The sequence below is a fragment of the Bacteriovorax stolpii genome (assembly GCF_002872415.1).
Lineage (GTDB): Bacteria > Bdellovibrionota > Bacteriovoracia > Bacteriovoracales > Bacteriovoracaceae > Bacteriovorax > Bacteriovorax stolpii.
In genome coordinates this window covers 3143692-3158517 of record NZ_CP025704.1, presented here as the reverse complement: position 1 = coordinate 3158517, position 14826 = coordinate 3143692, and the positions used below count along the sequence as shown (strand labels likewise).

Genomic DNA, 14826 nt, shown 5'->3' with positions numbered 1-14826 from the left:
GAGTTTAAAAACCTAGAGGACCATATATGAAATTGACTCCCCCAAGTGCCGACGCAAAAGAATTTTATACAAATTATCATAAAGAAAAAGTTCTTGATCCTTATTTCTGGTTGAAAGAAAAACAAAATCCGGCCGTTATTGCTCACTTAAAAAAAGAAAATGATTATTTCAATAAGATGCTAAAGCCTGTTTCAGGTTTGTCGGGGAAGATCTTTAAAGAGTTAAAAGACCGCTTGCCAAAAGAAGACGCCGCAGTTCCTTTCAGAAGAGGTCAAGCAGAATTTTTTCACCGCTATGTAAAAGGAAAACAATACATTCAATATTGCAAGAAGGTCGGAAGTAAAGTTTCCGTACTGGTCGATTTTAACAAAATGGTGAAGAAGGGAGGCTATCTCTCAATTCACGATATGGGCGTTTCTTATGACGGCCGCTATTTTGCTTATTCTATTGATACAAAAGGTGATGAAGTTTGTGACATTGTCATCATCAGCACAGAGACTAAAAAAGTGATCTCCCATTTAAAAAATACCGGAGGAAACTTTACCTGGTCGAATACTGATATGATCTACTATTTGACTCTTGATGGGCACATCAGAAACGATAAGGTCTGGAGACATATTCTCGGGGACAATCAAAAGAAAGACCAATGTATTTTTCACGAGCCGGATCAGAAGTTTTTTATTTCTTGTTATCCAAGTAGCTCGAAGAAGTACTTACTGATTCGCTCTGCTGAAAAAGTTTCTTCCTATGTGGCCTACTTACCTTTGGACGAAAAAGGGCAGACAAGACCTAAGGTCTTTAGCAAATTAAAGAATGATGTTCTTTACAGCATCGACCATGCTCATAATGGCTTTTATATCAGAACAAATGAAAAGGCCTTGAACTTTAAAATGTATTTTTGCCCAGACAACAAGATCGATAAAAAGCATTGGAAAGTGATTATTCCTCATTCAAAGGATATCAATCTTTTAGGAATGGAAAATACCAGTAAGTTTTTATGTGTTTATGAAAGATCACAAGGCCTTCCTAAGGGCCGTATCATCAATAGAGAGACAGGGAAGGTCTATTTTATTAAATTCCCGGAAGCCGCTTACAACATGTCATTTTCTTCTGATTATTATGAGTATGGAGATAATAAAATTAGAATTCACTATGCTTCTCCTATTACACCTAAAACAACGATAGAGTATGACCTTTTAACCAGGAAGCAGGTTGTTTTAAAAGTGGATGAAGTAAAGAAGTTTCATTCTAAAAACTATCAAGTTGAATACGTCATGGTGCCTGGGCATGACAAAGTGAAAATTCCTCTTTGTATCATCTATAAAAAAGGGCTGAAGAAAAATGGTAAGGCACCTGCAATGATTTATGGATATGGTTCGTACGGTTCTACTATTGGTTATAATTTTGTTCCGTCTCTAGTGAGTTTATTAGATCGTGGAATGGTTTATGCTTATGCGGGAATTCGTGGCGGCTCAGAGTTAGGAAGAAAATGGTACGAAGATGGAAAGTATTTAAAGAAGAAAAATACTTTTAAAGATTTTATAAGCTGTACTGAATATCTAGTGAAGAAGAAATACACCTCACCAGAGCGCCTGTCAGCTAAGGGCGGAAGTGCTGGAGGACTTTTAATGGGGGCCATTTCTAATATGCGTCCTGATCTATATAAAGTAATCTGTGCCCATGTACCATTTGTTGATTTAATCAATACCATGTTTGATGACTCTCTTCCTTTGACTAAAACTGAATATAAAGAGTGGGGAAATCCACATGATAAAAAATATTATCGATATATGAAATCGTACTCACCTTATGACAATGTCAAAGAACAGGCCTATCCGCACATGTATATTACCGGAGGCCTTAATGACCAACGTGTAACGTATTGGGAGCCGACGAAGTGGGCCTTAAAGCTTCGCGATTTTAATAGCGGCAATAATGATGTCCTTCTAAAGATTAATATGGGCGAAGGGCATTTTGGAAAAAGCGGACGTTTTGACAGTTTAAAAGAAGTGGCCGAAGAATACAGTTACGTCCTTACAAAATTAAAATAAAAAAGGCCCCTTTTCGGGGCCTTCATTTTTTCTAATCTTGGTCTTGGTCGTTTTGAACAACTTCAACTTTTTTTACAAAGCATTTTGACTTAACTGAATCAACTTCAACATTTACGATGGCCGAGTGGTTATAGAATGACCAATACTCTTTTTGCCATCCACTTTGCAGATAAACATCAACTTGCTCACTATCGTAAACATCATTGAACTCATCCATATTCGTGATTTCACCTTCAGATTTCACGAATTCAAGAGCAGCATTTTTGGCGGCCTTGAAGCACTTATCGTCAGCAGCCATGGCATGAGCAGAAAAAATCAAAGTAAGAAGAATTAAAGCTTTCATCAGGGACTCCTTTTTTATTTGCAAACATTAACTACGTTCGTGATCATGTCATCACCGTCATCTGAAACGTGGGTAATGATGAGGATTGATTCATCATTGCCTTTCCAGTTTTTCCAGGCCTTGTTACGTTCCATCAAGTGTTGCTCACTTTCTTCGTAACCTTCTTCTAAGTGGACTTCTTTTTTGTATTTCCAGCCCCAAAGCCCCATTTGGTCCGAGAAAGGCCCGTCAGTAAGACCTGAAAGAATGCCGACAGCTTCAGCGGCTTTTCCGATGTAGCAAGAACCATCCGGGTTACCAAGCTCAAGGTACATGTCGAGATTAAGCTTCTGGGCGATTTGATCAACTTTTTCACTTTGTGCCCAGTATATTTTATTAGCTTCTCTGTTAGAAGAGAGAGTGTCTTCTACGGTTATCTCTTCAAGGAGTTTATCTTCACCTTGAAGCTTTAAGTTTTTGTTGATCTCACGGGCAGTATAAGTCTTGCCTTTGAACTCCACAGTAAACGGAACTTTGACAATGGTTTTTGCCATTAAAGAAGTGCTCATCAAGCTGGCCATTAAGATAACTGCTTTCATTTGAATCCCCCGCGTATAATTTTGAACTGCAGGAGAAGTAGCATTAAGACATGCAGTGTCTCAAGGAGAATTATTTTCTTAACTCGATCTTAAAAATAGATATGTAAAAAGGAGGGTGTTCTTAGACGAGACCGGGGGCGACCTTAATATAGAAAGGTCCAAGTTCTGTAATAAATTTAACCACTAAGATACTGGAAGGGGATTGGATGGCCGATTCGCGGTTGTAAGTCGGAATAACCATATCCAGCTTCATATTGAGTTTGGCAATCGCTACCTTGCTCTTACCGTAGACGATGTTACAAAATTCCGAAACCAAGTCTTCGTTCTCTTTTGTGATCGCAGTGACTTCTTCATACAGGACACGGCTACAGACTTTTAGGTAGGTCTCTTCCGGAAAAGAGATAAAGAAGCTTCCGGTGAAGTAAGGAGATTTAATCGCGAGCTTTCCACGAATAGTGATGGAGTTTTCCATTTTTTTGTAATCGAGTAAAAAGGGAGCTGCGTGAGAGATCTCTTCACACTGGGCCATTTCTTTAATCGTATTCATTGTTGATTCGATAAATATATTGAGGAAACTTGCATTGCTGATCGTTCCTTCTGTTTTACTTTTTTGGTTGGTCTGGTTTTCGGCCTGACGAGTATCTGAGACCAAGCGCTGATAAATATCTGCAGCCGTTGAAGGCATATTGATGATTTTGGCATCGGTGAAATTTTCATCGGCAGTGACCACTTGAAAAGTTTCGAAGTCTTCAAGTGCTAAAAAGATCAACGCATTTTTCTGACCACTTCCTCTGATGTATTTACCAAACTCAATGATCGAATCGTTACTATGAGTACTGTCGAAAACAAAACTTGAAATAAATTTCCCAGAGTTTCTTAACTTTTTGAGTGAATCAATGTCGCGCAGGAATTCGATTTCAATTTCTGTATCAGCTCTTTTTTGCTGATTGATCAAATTGAAAAAGCTTAGGTTTTTAGAGACGACACCAATCTTATGAATCATGGGGGACTCTTCGGACGTTTTTTGTTAACACTCGCTAAATTAATCTTCAAGAATTGCTAAATAATCTGCATTTACCCATGGGGATTAGGTGAAACGAATGGGGTCTAGGCCTTAAAGAGTAATCAGCAGAAGGTGCAATTTCAGCCATTTATATAATACCTTTTATAAGGTATTAGTTGAGTCATTCTAGATAAAAAAAGGCCTCTGATAAACAGAGGCCTCTCGTTTGTAATTTAATTAAAAATTATCCTTCTACGTTTGCACCAACAACAGATGCTAATTGAAGCATGCTGATTGTTTGTCCAAGCTCTAGACCAGTGAAGTCTGTCACTTTACCAGTTGATTTACTTGTTACTTTAGTTGCTTTGAAAAGTGGAAGAAGAGTTGCGTCTGCAACGATGAATTTCCCAGCGCCTTCTGCTTTTCCATTTTCTGTTTTAGCTTGAAGATTGTTTTCTTTGATGTAGTCCCAGAATTTTTGAGTGATCGCAGTTCTTGGAAGTTCAGTTGCTCCACAGAATGCAGCTAGCTTTGAATTTAATTTAACTGGTTTGTTTAGTCCTACTTCTGACATATTTTTCATCCTTGTTAGTGTGTTGTGGGAATATTATTGAATAAAAAACACAATAGTACGACTGCTAGTAACTTAAAAAATCTCATTTCTGCGATTTTTTTCTGTCGGCAGGATGATTTATTCCATCCATGACAGGGACTTCGCCCAATTCATAAGGGTTTACACCTTCCAGGCAGGCCACATTGAAAGCGTACTGATTAGGATTTGAGCGTCTTTGATGGTGTGTATAGATTCCACATACAGAGCAAAAATAGTGTTTGGCCGTAAATGTATTGAATTGATAAAGAGTGAGTTTGTCTTCACCGCTTAAAATTTTTATATTTTCTAAATCCACAGAGGCGACAATGGCCCCTCTCATTCGGCAAAAAGAACAATCGCACCTGCGTGGGTCTTCAAGCCCTCGAGGAAGATGAATTTCAAGTTGGACAGCTTTGCAGTGACAGGAAGCTTTATGGAATTTTTCGATTTTCATTGGGAAAAAATAGCTTGGAATTAGGCAAAAAAAAAGCCTCGAATAAATCGAGGCTTTTTTTAAACTTGGTACACCCACGGGGATTCGAACCCCGGTTACCGCCGTGAAAAGGCGATGTCCTAGACCGGGCTAGACGATGGGTGCATATACTGCAATTCGTTGATTTTACCGGTGTTTTCGAAATGGTGATCTCTCTGCGACTCGAACGCAGGACCCTCTCCTTAAAAGGGAGATGCTCTAACCAACTGAGCTAAGAGACCATTTTGTTTTCGAAAGTGAGATTAAAAATAGTGTCCCCGTGCTTTTTTGTCAAACTTTTTTTCAATTTTTTTAATGAATTATTTTTCATACGTCTTGATCTCTAGCGTAACGAGGACTATGTTCCTCATCTATGGAAAATACAGAGGTAAATCTAAATAATAAGCGTGTAGCCCTTCATACTCTGGGGTGTCGTTTGAATCTGTCTGAGACGGGTTCAATCGCTCAAGGTTTTAAGGACCGCGGATACGATATTGTTGATTTCGGTGAGCCTGCTGATGTTGTTTTCATCAACACTTGTACTGTCACAGATGCAGCTGATTCCACTTGCAGAAACTTAATCAGAAAAGCGCACACATCTTCTCCAGAAGGAAAGATTGTTGTAGCTGGTTGTTACGCTCAAATGGAGCCAGCAAGAATTGCGGGCATGCAAGGAGTTGACCTGGTTCTTGGGAACTCGGAAAAATATAAAGTCTTCGAATACCTGGATGAAGAAAAAGAAAACGCAATCCACGTTGATAAATCGTGGGAGTTCTATAGTGCTGCTACTACATCTGCAGACTCACATACGAGAGCGTTTTTAAAGATCCAGGACGGCTGTAATTACGTTTGTTCGTTCTGTATCATTCCTTTTGCCCGTGGACGCTCAAGAGCGATCTCTGTGGCGGATGCGGTGACTGAAGCTAAAAAGCTTGTGGCCCAAGGATTTAAAGAAATCGTTCTTACCGGTGTTAATATCGGTGAGTACGAGCAGGCCTCTGGCGAAAAACTCCACGACTTAGTGGCAGCTGTTTTAGCTGTAGAAGGTCTGGAGAGATTCAGATTATCAAGTGTAGAGCCAAATACAATTACAGATGAGCTTCTTGAAGTACTAAAAGCTTCTCCAAAAGTGATGGATCACTTTCATATTCCACTTCAAAGTGGGGATGATGAGATCCTAAAAGCAATGAGAAGAAAATATACTGTGGCCGATTATAAAAGAATCATCGGCAAAATCATGGCAGCTTTCCCGAATGCGGGAATTGGCGCTGACGTGATTGTTGGTTTCCCTGGTGAGACGAAAGAGCAGTTCGAAAACACATTCAATCTTCTAAAAGAACTTCCCATCACGCACTTCCACGTTTTCCCTTATTCAAAGAGAAAAAACACGACAGCGGCGAAAATGGAAAATCATATTCACTCGGCCGTTAAAAAAGAGCGCGTAAAAACGCTTATGATGTTCGGGGACGCCAAACTTAACCTTCTAAGTGAAGATCAAATCGGAAAGAGAACAAAAGTATTATTCGAAAGAAGAAACAAGTTGGGTCTTTTTGAGGGGTATTCTTCAAATTATGTAAGAGTTCAAGTGAACACTGATCAGGATCTTTCAAATGTGGAGAGAGAAGTTCTCGTCACAGGTATGCTTGAAGGCAAACTGGTCGGAGAACTTCTACAGTAGTTACTAACTAATTACTTTCAACGAAACACTCTAGCTTTTCAGAAGTTTTTCCGCTTTCAATGATCGCAGTAAAGTGAAAGGCGCTGTCCATTTTGTCGGGCATATAAAGCGCGTACGCACCATCTTCCACATTGAACTTTTGATAGAAAGGGAATTTTCTAACGGCATTTTTATCAATGGTTAAAAGTCCGGCGTTAAACTCTGGCTGGTTATCAATTGAGTAGGCAACATCTGCCAAACTAGTGTTGCTAGTGATTGATCCAGAGAGTTCTGCACTTTGTTTTTGGCCAAATAAATAGCGTGCTTCACAATGGAAGTTTTTTTGTTCAGTCGATTGGGCGTAAGAAGCGGCTGAAAGTAATAAGAGAGAAGATAACAATAAAGTTTTCATAGATAAGCTCCTTAAGACCACTATAGGCCCGAAGCTTATCAGAGTGAAATATATTGTTTAATGAGCGTCTATCTAATAAATAGATATGGTTTTTAAGGTCTGATAACGATCTTTGTAGGCACATCCAGCATACCGTAGATTTCATCAATCTCAGCGTCTGTTACTGCAATACATCCATTCGTCCAATCAAGATAAGGAAGGGCCGCGCGGATTAGGTCGTCAGCAAGACCACCAAGGCCTACTGTGTTTAACCACTCAGTCATCTCTTTAAAGTCGTTTGGAAGGCCATGAAGCATGATATCTCCACCTGGTTTTACACCAAGGGCCTTTGCTTTAAGTTTGTCCTTAAAATTCGGGTAAGAGACATGTAGCGATTTATGGAATTTTGACTCTGGGTTTTTCATGTCCAGCTCGTAGTTTCCTTCCGGCGTCTTGTTGTCGCCTTCCTGAACTTTGTGCCCAACAGGGTTTCTTCCCAGCATAACTTTATAAGACTTGATGACCTGGTCTTTTTTATTTACCAGCTCAAGGCGGCGCTCGCTCTTAAAAACGCGAACTAAGGCAACCTCACTTTTAGCAAATACATTAGACGTAGTAATAGATAAAACAAGTGCAAGTAATACTGTTCTCACGCTACCCTCAAGAGTTAATTGAAATTGGCCGGATACTAGGATTCGCTCTATGGAAAGCCAAGGGACAGTGAAAAAAATATAGATTTTTAGAGGCATTCACCCTAAATTGTTAGGATGAAAACTACAAATACGATCACTACCAAAATCAACGACCAAAGAGTTGAAATCAAGGGCGAAAATGCCTTCATGACTCTCGGTAATTTCCTTAGAAATGAAGAGTCTTTAACCGGGACAAAAATTGTTTGTGCCGAAGGCGACTGTGGGGCCTGTACCGTCCTGATCGCCAAAGACGTCGACGCTTCAGGAAAGCTGGAATTTAAATCGGTCAACTCATGCATTCTTCCTCTATATCTCATTGATGGCGCTCAAGTCGTCACGGTTGAAGGGATTGGAAAAAATGTGGGAATGAATATCGACCTGCATGAAGTTCAGCAGAAGATGATTGATCACAACGGAGCTCAGTGTGGATACTGCACGCCTGGATTTATTTGTGCCATGGCCGGAGCTGTTGAGAAGGTGAAGTCGTGTGGTGGAACGCTAAGTGAGAAAAAAGCGAAAAACTTCTTAACTGGAAATCTTTGTCGTTGTACCGGTTACCAGCCGATTATCGATGCAGCAACATCGATTGATTTAAATAAAGTCGAATTATTGAAAGACCGCTACCACAGCCCAGAGTGGATCAGCGAAATGAAGACAATCAAATCACAGACAGTTGAAATGAAATTTACAGATAAGAGTATTTTTCTTCCAGCGACGCTTAAAGAAGCACTTAAAAAGAAATCAGAAAAAAATGATGTGCGCTTAATTGCCGGCTCAACTGATATTGGCGTTGTGGTCAACAAAGGAAAGCTTGATACGCCGGATACGATGGCGCTTTATCATATCGATGAGCTCAATGTGATTTCTCACGATGATCAATTTATCAATGTGGGAGCAACGGTTACCTTGACTGAGTTTGAAGACTACGTGGAAAAGCATTTCCCGGAAATGTCGCGCCTTCTGCGCATTTTTGCTTCTCCGCAAATTAAGAATCAGGGGACAGTGGTTGGAAACGTGGTGAATGCTTCTCCGATTGCTGATACGATTCCATTTTTGATGGTGAGTGATGCGATTGTTGAATTAGAAAGCACGAGTGGTAAGCGTGAAGTTGTGCTTCCAAAATTTTATGTGGGTTATAAAAAGCTCGACATTAAAGCTGATGAGATTGTGACGAGAGTAAAAATTCCAGTGTTGGCAAAAAATGAAAAGACCAGACTGTATAAAGTTTCAATGAGAAAAGACCTGGATATCTCCGCTGTCACTTTTGCCGCTAGAATTGTTTTTGATGGCAAAAAAATGACAAAGGTGTCGATCGCTCTTGGTGGAGTGGCGGCAACGGTTATGAGACTTTCAGACATCGAAGCAAAGCTTACTGGCAAAGATTTTTCAGAGAAAATTTTCCATGAGGCTGCCGCTTCTTTAGATCAATACATTAAACCACTTTCTGATTTACGTGCTTCAAAAGAGTACAGAATGCTGGTGGCGGGGAACTACTTCAAAAAGTTCGCTCTGGAAATAGGAGGTGAGCTGTGAGTGTGGGAAAAAGTGTTCATCATGATTCAGCAATAGGCCACGTCACGGGAACGAGTGTTTTTATCGACGATCGCCCGAGATTAAAAAACGAAGTGTTTGTTGGTGTGATTGGAGCTCCTGTTTGTGCTGGGAAAATTACGAAGATTGACGGTTCGGCCGCAATGAAAGTTGATGGGGTTTTCGGAGTTTTTACAGCTCACGATATCCCTCACAATAACTGGGGGACGATTGTCCCGGAGCAACCGATTCTAGCTTTTGAAAAAATTGGCTACATTGATGAACCGGTTTGTGTCATCGCTTGTCGCGATGAAGAGACTTTTAACAAAGTTAAAAAATTAATTAAGATTGAAGCAAAAGAAGAAAAACCAATCCTCTCGATTGATGAGGCGATTGAAAAAAAATCTATTCTCTGCGAGGCTAAGCCTTTTGTTAGAGGAAATGTGGATGAGGTTTTAAAGAAATCTCCTCACACTCTAAAGGGCGCTTTTGAGTGTGGCGGGCAAGAGCATTTTTATATGGAAAGCCAGGCGACGATTGCTTATCCATTAGAGAATGGACAGATTGAAGTTCACTCTTCATCTCAGCACCCGACTGAAACTCAGCACGTGGTGGCCCATGCTCTGGGGCTTGATTACTCTCAGGTCGTTTGTATTGTCAAAAGAATGGGCGGAGGTTTTGGTGGTAAAGAATCACAGGCTGCACACTTTGCTGCGATGGCAGGGCTTGTTGCTTATAAATTAAATCGCCCGGCAAGACTTGCGCTGACAAAAGATGACGACATGATGATGACGGGGAAACGCCACCCGTTTAAGAATTTTTATGAAGTGGGATTTGACGACAATGGTTTAGTCACAGCTCTAAAAGTCCATATCTATGCTAATGGCGGAGCTTATGTTGATTTAACTCCTTCGATTTTAGATAGGGCCATGTTTCACGCAGACGGATGTTACTATCTGGAAAACTGCTACATCGAAGGAAAAGCCGTCCGCACTCATCAGCATTCAAATACGGCCTTTAGAGGATTCGGCGGACCTCAAGGGAATATGACGATGGAGAGTATTATTGAAGATATTGCTCACTATCTGAAAAAAGATTCATTTGAGATCAGACGATTAAATCTTTATGGAAAAGAGTCGCGCAACGTGACTCCCTATAACCAGGTTGTAGAACACAATGTTCTTCCTGAACTTTTTGATAAACTTCATAAAGACAGCGATTACGAAAAGAGAAAGGCAGAAATTAAGGCCTTCAATGAAAAGAAAAACGGAAAGCTTCGTGGTCTATCAATGACCGGAGCAAAATTCGGGATTGCTTTTACGACTAAATTCTTAAATCAGGGGAATGCCCTGGTGAATATTCACCTTGATGGGACGATTCAAGTTTCAACTGGGGCCACAGAGATGGGGCAAGGGGTGAATACAAAGATGCAGCAGATTGCAGCGACATGTTTTGGGATTCCTCATACAAATGTTGTGATGATGCCGACATCAACTGAAAAAAACCACAACACTTCTCCGACAGCGGCCTCAAGTGGAGCCGATATTAACGGAGGAGCTGTCTTTAAAGCTTGTGAGGATTTACTCTCAAGACTTCGCTGGGTGTTTAATGAGCTTCATAACTCCGGCATTCAGTACGACACCATTAAAACGATGCCGCCGGTTGATTTAAGTGTGGATTTATCGCACATTGAATTTGTCGATAGTATGGTTGTTGATACAAAAACTAAAAAGAGCATGGCCTTCAAAGATTTACTAAAGCAGGCCTACTTAAATCAATTTTCTCTTGCAGGTTATGCTTTTTATAAAACACCTGATCTTGGGTTTGATAAGAACACTTGTCAGGGAAGAGCGTTTAATTATTTCACTAACGGCGCCGCTGTCAGTGAAGTTGAAATTGATGAATACACAGGAGAGCTAAAAGTTCTTCGCACCGATATTCTTATGGATTTGGGGCGCCCGATTAATCCGGGGATTGATATCGGACAGGTGAGTGGAGCTTTTGTTCAAGGGATGGGATGGGTAACGACAGAAAACCTTTTCTATCATGAATCAGGGAAACTTCTGGCCCATAGCCCGACAACTTATAAAATTCCAAACATTCAGGACACGCCGAGAGTTTTTAATGTTGAGCTATTAGAAAATCACACTAACACCAGAAACGTGATGAGATCAAAGGCCGTTGGTGAGCCACCTCTGCTTTTAGGAGCGAGTGTGTGGACCGCAGTGAAGAATGCTCTTTTTTATAGAAGTAAAGGAGAGGTTCCGCACATTACAAGTCCAGCGACTAACGAAGTGATTTTGATGGAGCTTAATCGTTATGAATAAACCGATTCTCGAGAGAATTTTAGAGCTTCAAGACAGTGGAGAGACATTTATTGTCGCGACTTTGGTTAACACCAGAGGAAGTGCTCCACAGGAAGTTGGCGCTAAAGTTTTAGTCGGGGAAAGGGGTTATATCGATGGCACGATTGGTGGAGGAAAAGTTGAGGAGCGAGTGATTGCTCATTCAAAAGAGATGTTAAGAACCAACATGGCAAACGACTATGCGGAGTGGAACCTTCAAACTGACATCAAGATGACGTGTGGAGGAGTGGTGAGTTTTTTCTTTGAACGAGTTCAGAAAAAACCATCATGGGAGATTGCTGTTTTTGGAGCGGGACATGTGGCCCAGGAAGTCGTAAGACTTTTATTAAAACTAGAATGCTCACTTACTTGCGTTGATCCCCGCCAGGAATGGTTGGATAAACTTCCAGAGCATCACAAACTAAAAAAAGTTCAGACGAGCGAAATGAAAGATGTAGTGGCCCTGCTCCGGCCTGGAACTTTTATTGCCTCTATGACCATGGGGCATGCTTTTGACTTACCAATCCTTCAAGCTGCAATGGAAAGAAATGTGTTTCCTTATATTGGGGCCATTGGCAGTGACTCAAAAGCTGCGGTTCTTCGCGCTGATCTAAAAAAGCAAAACGTTTCACCTGAGCTTGTTTCAAAACTTTATTGTCCAATTGGAGAACCTATTGGAAATAACACACCAGTAGAAATCGCTATTAGCATCGTGGCGCAAATGATTAAATTGCGCGATCTTTAAAAGATGCCTTTTTTAAATATGATCACTATCATTGAATCTTCAGTCTTAAGATCTATACTCTAGGTATCGTTTGATTATCTCTTCAGCAGATAATTAAAATATCAAGGAGGCCTTATGTTAGCAGCAAAGTATATTCCTGGAGAAAAGAAACTTTCATTAAAAGATGTCGCGATTCCTGAGCCTGGTCCCAAAGAGGTTTTGTTAAAAGTGCGTGCAGCGGGGATTTGTCATTCTGATTTACACATTTTATCAGGAGAAATTCCTTATACGACTTCCTTTACTATGGGGCACGAAGGATGCGGTGAAGTTGTTAAAACGGGAAGTGCGGTTAAAGAAAAATTTAAAGATGGTGTCTTGTATGCGGTTCACGGGCCGAATCCTTGTGGAGAATGCTCATACTGTAAGTCCGGGCACGATAATCTATGCAATAGTCCGGATCGTGCGTACATCGGTATTGGAGCTGACGGAGCTTATGCTGAGTTCATGGTTGTACCAGCAAGAAACATTGTCGAAGTTCCACCTGGAATTTCTCCACAGGTCGCAGCTGTTGCAACAGATGCGGTATTAACACCGTACCATGCAATTAAAACTCTGGGTGAAGTCACTCATAATACAAAAGTCTTACTCATCGGTTTAGGTGGATTGGGAATGAATGGACTGCAAGTCGCGCTGGCCCTTGAGGCCGATGTGACTGTTTGTGACCTAAGAGAGTCATCACTTGAAAGTGCTAAAAAATTAGGAGCAAAAAAAGTCTTTAATTCGAAATTTATCGAACAGGAATTAAAACCTCAGTCCTTTGATGTCGTTGTCGACTTTGTTGGACGAGATTCAACTTTTTTACAGTCCCAAAAGTTCGTCCGTGCAGGTGGAACAATTGTTTTAGTAGGACTTGGTTCTTCTCAGGTACCGATTGTGACTGCTTCATTTGCCACTTATCAAGTGAAAGTACAGGGCTCTTTTTGGGGAACACACAAAGAGATGCAGGAAGTGTATGACTTAATTGCAGATAAAAAAATCAAACCACAAGTCCAGACAGCACCTTTAAAAGAAGTGAATCACTGGCTTGAAGAGCTTGAGGCCGGGAAAATACCAGGCAGAATGGCGCTTATTCCATAATTAAAAAAGGCAGAGAGCTCTAAACTCTCTGCCATTCAATCTAATGGTAAATAGTAATCATCACCGGAGGCTCAAGGTTATCCCACACCTCCTGCATTTCTCTGTTGGTAAGAGCAATACAACCCGCCGTCCAGTCTTTTCCCACTCCTGGAAATAAAAGCTCTAAGGAGCCATCATCGAGAATCACCGAAAGTTCAGTGAGATAGTTTGGCATTCCATGAAGAAAGATTTCAAAACCTGGATTCACGCGCATATCGCGGGCGCGGGCCACGTCTTCCGGGTTGGGGTAATTGATATGGATTGATTTATAAAAACTCGAGTAAGGGTTTTTATAATCAAAGCGGTATTCGCCTTCAGGGACGAGTTTATCACCTTCGCGCCTTTTAGGGGCCATTCCCCCGCGAGAGAGCATGACGGTGTAGACCTTGGTGATTTCTCCCTGATAAAGCATCTCCATCCTGTGCCTTGTTTTATAAACACGGACTTCATCGACTTGGTAAGCTTCCGCAGTGGTTAGAGTCGTAATGAAAAGGGCCATGAGTATTGTCATTATCTTTTTCATCATTAAACGCTAACAGAGTTTTTTTCCGGTGGCCTTTATAATTTTTACTTGAATATTTGTGTTTGCAAAATTTAAAATAGATTCCAAAAAATTTAACTGAGGAATTTATGACTGAGGAAGTAAAAGAAGATCATGGTTTTGAAATTAAGTGCGGAGTTCTGATTGCTATTTTTGCGGCCATCATGGCCTTGTCTGATATGTTTGCCGGGAAATACGGGGAAGATGAAATTAAATTCATCAATGAGAAGTCCAGTGCGTATATGTGGTATCAGGCAAAGAGCATTCGTGAAACCAATGTAGAAGGTCAACGCGACCTGATTAACACAATGATTGAAGGAAAAGGTGCCAATGACCCCGCGGTGGTCAAGTTAAGAGAGCACACTGACAAGCTGACGAAAAAAATTGAGCGTTACGAAAAAGAGAAAAAAGAAATCTTGCTTGGATCAAGTAAAGTCGGTGAGGCCAACTGGGTACAAGACGTAGACGGAAAATTAGGTCAGGTTATCGGCGCTAAAGAATACGAAGAGAAAATTGAAATCTTAGGACGAGCTGGGGATCAGTTTGACCTTTCAAATCTATTTTTTCAATTGTGTCTGGTCATGGGAGCAATCAGCTTAGTGGTGAAGAAAGAAAAACTTCAGCAGATTTTCTTTTTCGTCATGATTGGTTTAGGTCTTATTGGCTCAGTCTTTTCTGCCCTGGCACTTAATATCGCCGTTGCCGCTTAATTATTTTAAACTGCCCCACTA

The 14826-nt window shown here is 40.8% G+C and carries 15 protein-coding genes and 2 tRNA genes; 7 read left to right on the top strand and 10 right to left on the bottom strand.

Going from position 1 to position 14826, the window contains the following annotated elements; genetic code table 11:
• Nucleotides 1-26: 26 nt before the first annotated feature.
• Nucleotides 27-2051 carry a S9 family peptidase gene (locus C0V70_RS15545; protein WP_102244784.1) on the top strand — a complete coding sequence of 675 codons (2025 nt, stop codon included), beginning with the start codon at nucleotides 27-29 and terminating at the stop codon, nucleotides 2049-2051.
• Between the two features lie 31 nt (nucleotides 2052-2082).
• On the opposite strand, the gene C0V70_RS15540 is transcribed toward C0V70_RS15545, so the two are convergent.
• The 7 genes from C0V70_RS15540 to C0V70_RS15510 form a co-directional block, all read right to left on the bottom strand.
• Entirely contained in the window at nucleotides 2083-2394 is a 312-nt protein-coding gene (locus tag C0V70_RS15540; protein ID WP_102244783.1) for a hypothetical protein, read from the bottom strand.
• A gap of 14 nt (nucleotides 2395-2408) precedes the next feature.
• A complete protein-coding gene (locus C0V70_RS15535; protein WP_102244782.1) occupies nucleotides 2409-2972 on the bottom strand; it encodes a hypothetical protein in 564 nt (187 codons plus the stop codon).
• 121 nt (nucleotides 2973-3093) lie between these two features.
• Nucleotides 3094-3975 (bottom strand): chemotaxis protein CheX, encoded by an 882-nt coding sequence (locus tag C0V70_RS15530; RefSeq protein WP_102244781.1) that lies wholly within the window; start codon nucleotides 3973-3975, stop codon nucleotides 3094-3096.
• A 244-nt stretch (nucleotides 3976-4219) separates the two neighbouring features.
• On the bottom strand, nucleotides 4220-4558 hold the full coding sequence (locus C0V70_RS15525) for an SWIB/MDM2 domain-containing protein (protein WP_102244780.1): 339 nt from the start codon (nucleotides 4556-4558) through the stop codon (nucleotides 4220-4222).
• 73 nt (nucleotides 4559-4631) lie between these two features.
• On the bottom strand, nucleotides 4632-5021 hold the full coding sequence (locus tag C0V70_RS15520) for a GFA family protein (RefSeq protein ID WP_102245514.1): 390 nt from the start codon (nucleotides 5019-5021) through the stop codon (nucleotides 4632-4634).
• Nucleotides 5022-5087: 66 nt separating this feature from the next.
• Nucleotides 5088-5165, bottom strand: a tRNA-Glu gene (locus C0V70_RS15515).
• 39 nt (nucleotides 5166-5204) lie between these two features.
• Nucleotides 5205-5281: transfer RNA gene (locus C0V70_RS15510), tRNA-Lys, on the bottom strand.
• A gap of 131 nt (nucleotides 5282-5412) precedes the next feature.
• Between C0V70_RS15510 and mtaB the strand changes: the two genes are divergently transcribed.
• Nucleotides 5413-6717 carry a tRNA (N(6)-L-threonylcarbamoyladenosine(37)-C(2))-methylthiotransferase MtaB gene (gene mtaB / locus C0V70_RS15505; protein WP_102244779.1) on the top strand — a complete coding sequence of 435 codons (1305 nt, stop codon included), beginning with the start codon at nucleotides 5413-5415 and terminating at the stop codon, nucleotides 6715-6717.
• A 7-nt stretch (nucleotides 6718-6724) separates the two neighbouring features.
• Here the strand turns inward: mtaB and C0V70_RS15500 are convergent, their stop codons facing one another.
• Together C0V70_RS15500 and C0V70_RS15495 are read right to left on the bottom strand one after the other, a co-directional pair.
• Nucleotides 6725-7108 (bottom strand): hypothetical protein, encoded by a 384-nt coding sequence (locus tag C0V70_RS15500; protein WP_102244778.1) that lies wholly within the window; start codon nucleotides 7106-7108, stop codon nucleotides 6725-6727.
• A gap of 92 nt (nucleotides 7109-7200) precedes the next feature.
• On the bottom strand, nucleotides 7201-7740 hold the full coding sequence (locus tag C0V70_RS15495) for a L,D-transpeptidase family protein (protein WP_142408995.1): 540 nt from the start codon (nucleotides 7738-7740) through the stop codon (nucleotides 7201-7203).
• A gap of 114 nt (nucleotides 7741-7854) precedes the next feature.
• Between C0V70_RS15495 and xdhA the strand changes: the two genes are divergently transcribed.
• The 4 genes from xdhA (at nucleotide 7855) to C0V70_RS15475 (ending at nucleotide 13515) form a co-directional block, all read left to right on the top strand.
• A complete protein-coding gene (gene xdhA / locus C0V70_RS15490) occupies nucleotides 7855-9312 on the top strand; it encodes a xanthine dehydrogenase small subunit (RefSeq protein WP_102244776.1) in 1458 nt (485 codons plus the stop codon).
• Nucleotides 9309-11636: a xanthine dehydrogenase molybdopterin binding subunit gene (gene xdhB / locus C0V70_RS15485; RefSeq protein WP_102244775.1), complete on the top strand. Its 2328-nt coding sequence runs from the start codon at nucleotides 9309-9311 to the stop codon at nucleotides 11634-11636. The genes xdhA and xdhB overlap by 4 nt, the downstream gene beginning before the upstream one ends.
• Nucleotides 11629-12399 carry a xanthine dehydrogenase accessory protein XdhC gene (xdhC, locus tag C0V70_RS15480; RefSeq protein ID WP_102244774.1) on the top strand — a complete coding sequence of 257 codons (771 nt, stop codon included), beginning with the start codon at nucleotides 11629-11631 and terminating at the stop codon, nucleotides 12397-12399. The genes xdhB and xdhC overlap by 8 nt, the downstream gene beginning before the upstream one ends.
• Nucleotides 12400-12513: 114 nt before the next feature.
• The gene (locus C0V70_RS15475) at nucleotides 12514-13515 is read left to right on the top strand and encodes a zinc-binding dehydrogenase (RefSeq protein WP_102244773.1); all 1002 of its coding nucleotides are present in this window, start codon (nucleotides 12514-12516) and stop codon (nucleotides 13513-13515) included.
• Nucleotides 13516-13555: 40 nt separating this feature from the next.
• On the opposite strand, the gene C0V70_RS15470 is transcribed toward C0V70_RS15475, so the two are convergent.
• Nucleotides 13556-14065 (bottom strand): L,D-transpeptidase family protein, encoded by a 510-nt coding sequence (locus C0V70_RS15470; RefSeq protein WP_158649716.1) that lies wholly within the window; start codon nucleotides 14063-14065, stop codon nucleotides 13556-13558.
• A 119-nt stretch (nucleotides 14066-14184) separates the two neighbouring features.
• Here C0V70_RS15470 and C0V70_RS15465 point away from each other — a divergent pair, with 119 nt between their 5' ends.
• Entirely contained in the window at nucleotides 14185-14805 is a 621-nt protein-coding gene (locus C0V70_RS15465; RefSeq protein ID WP_102244771.1) for a DUF4337 domain-containing protein, read from the top strand.
• The last annotated feature ends 21 nt before the right edge of the window (nucleotides 14806-14826 follow it).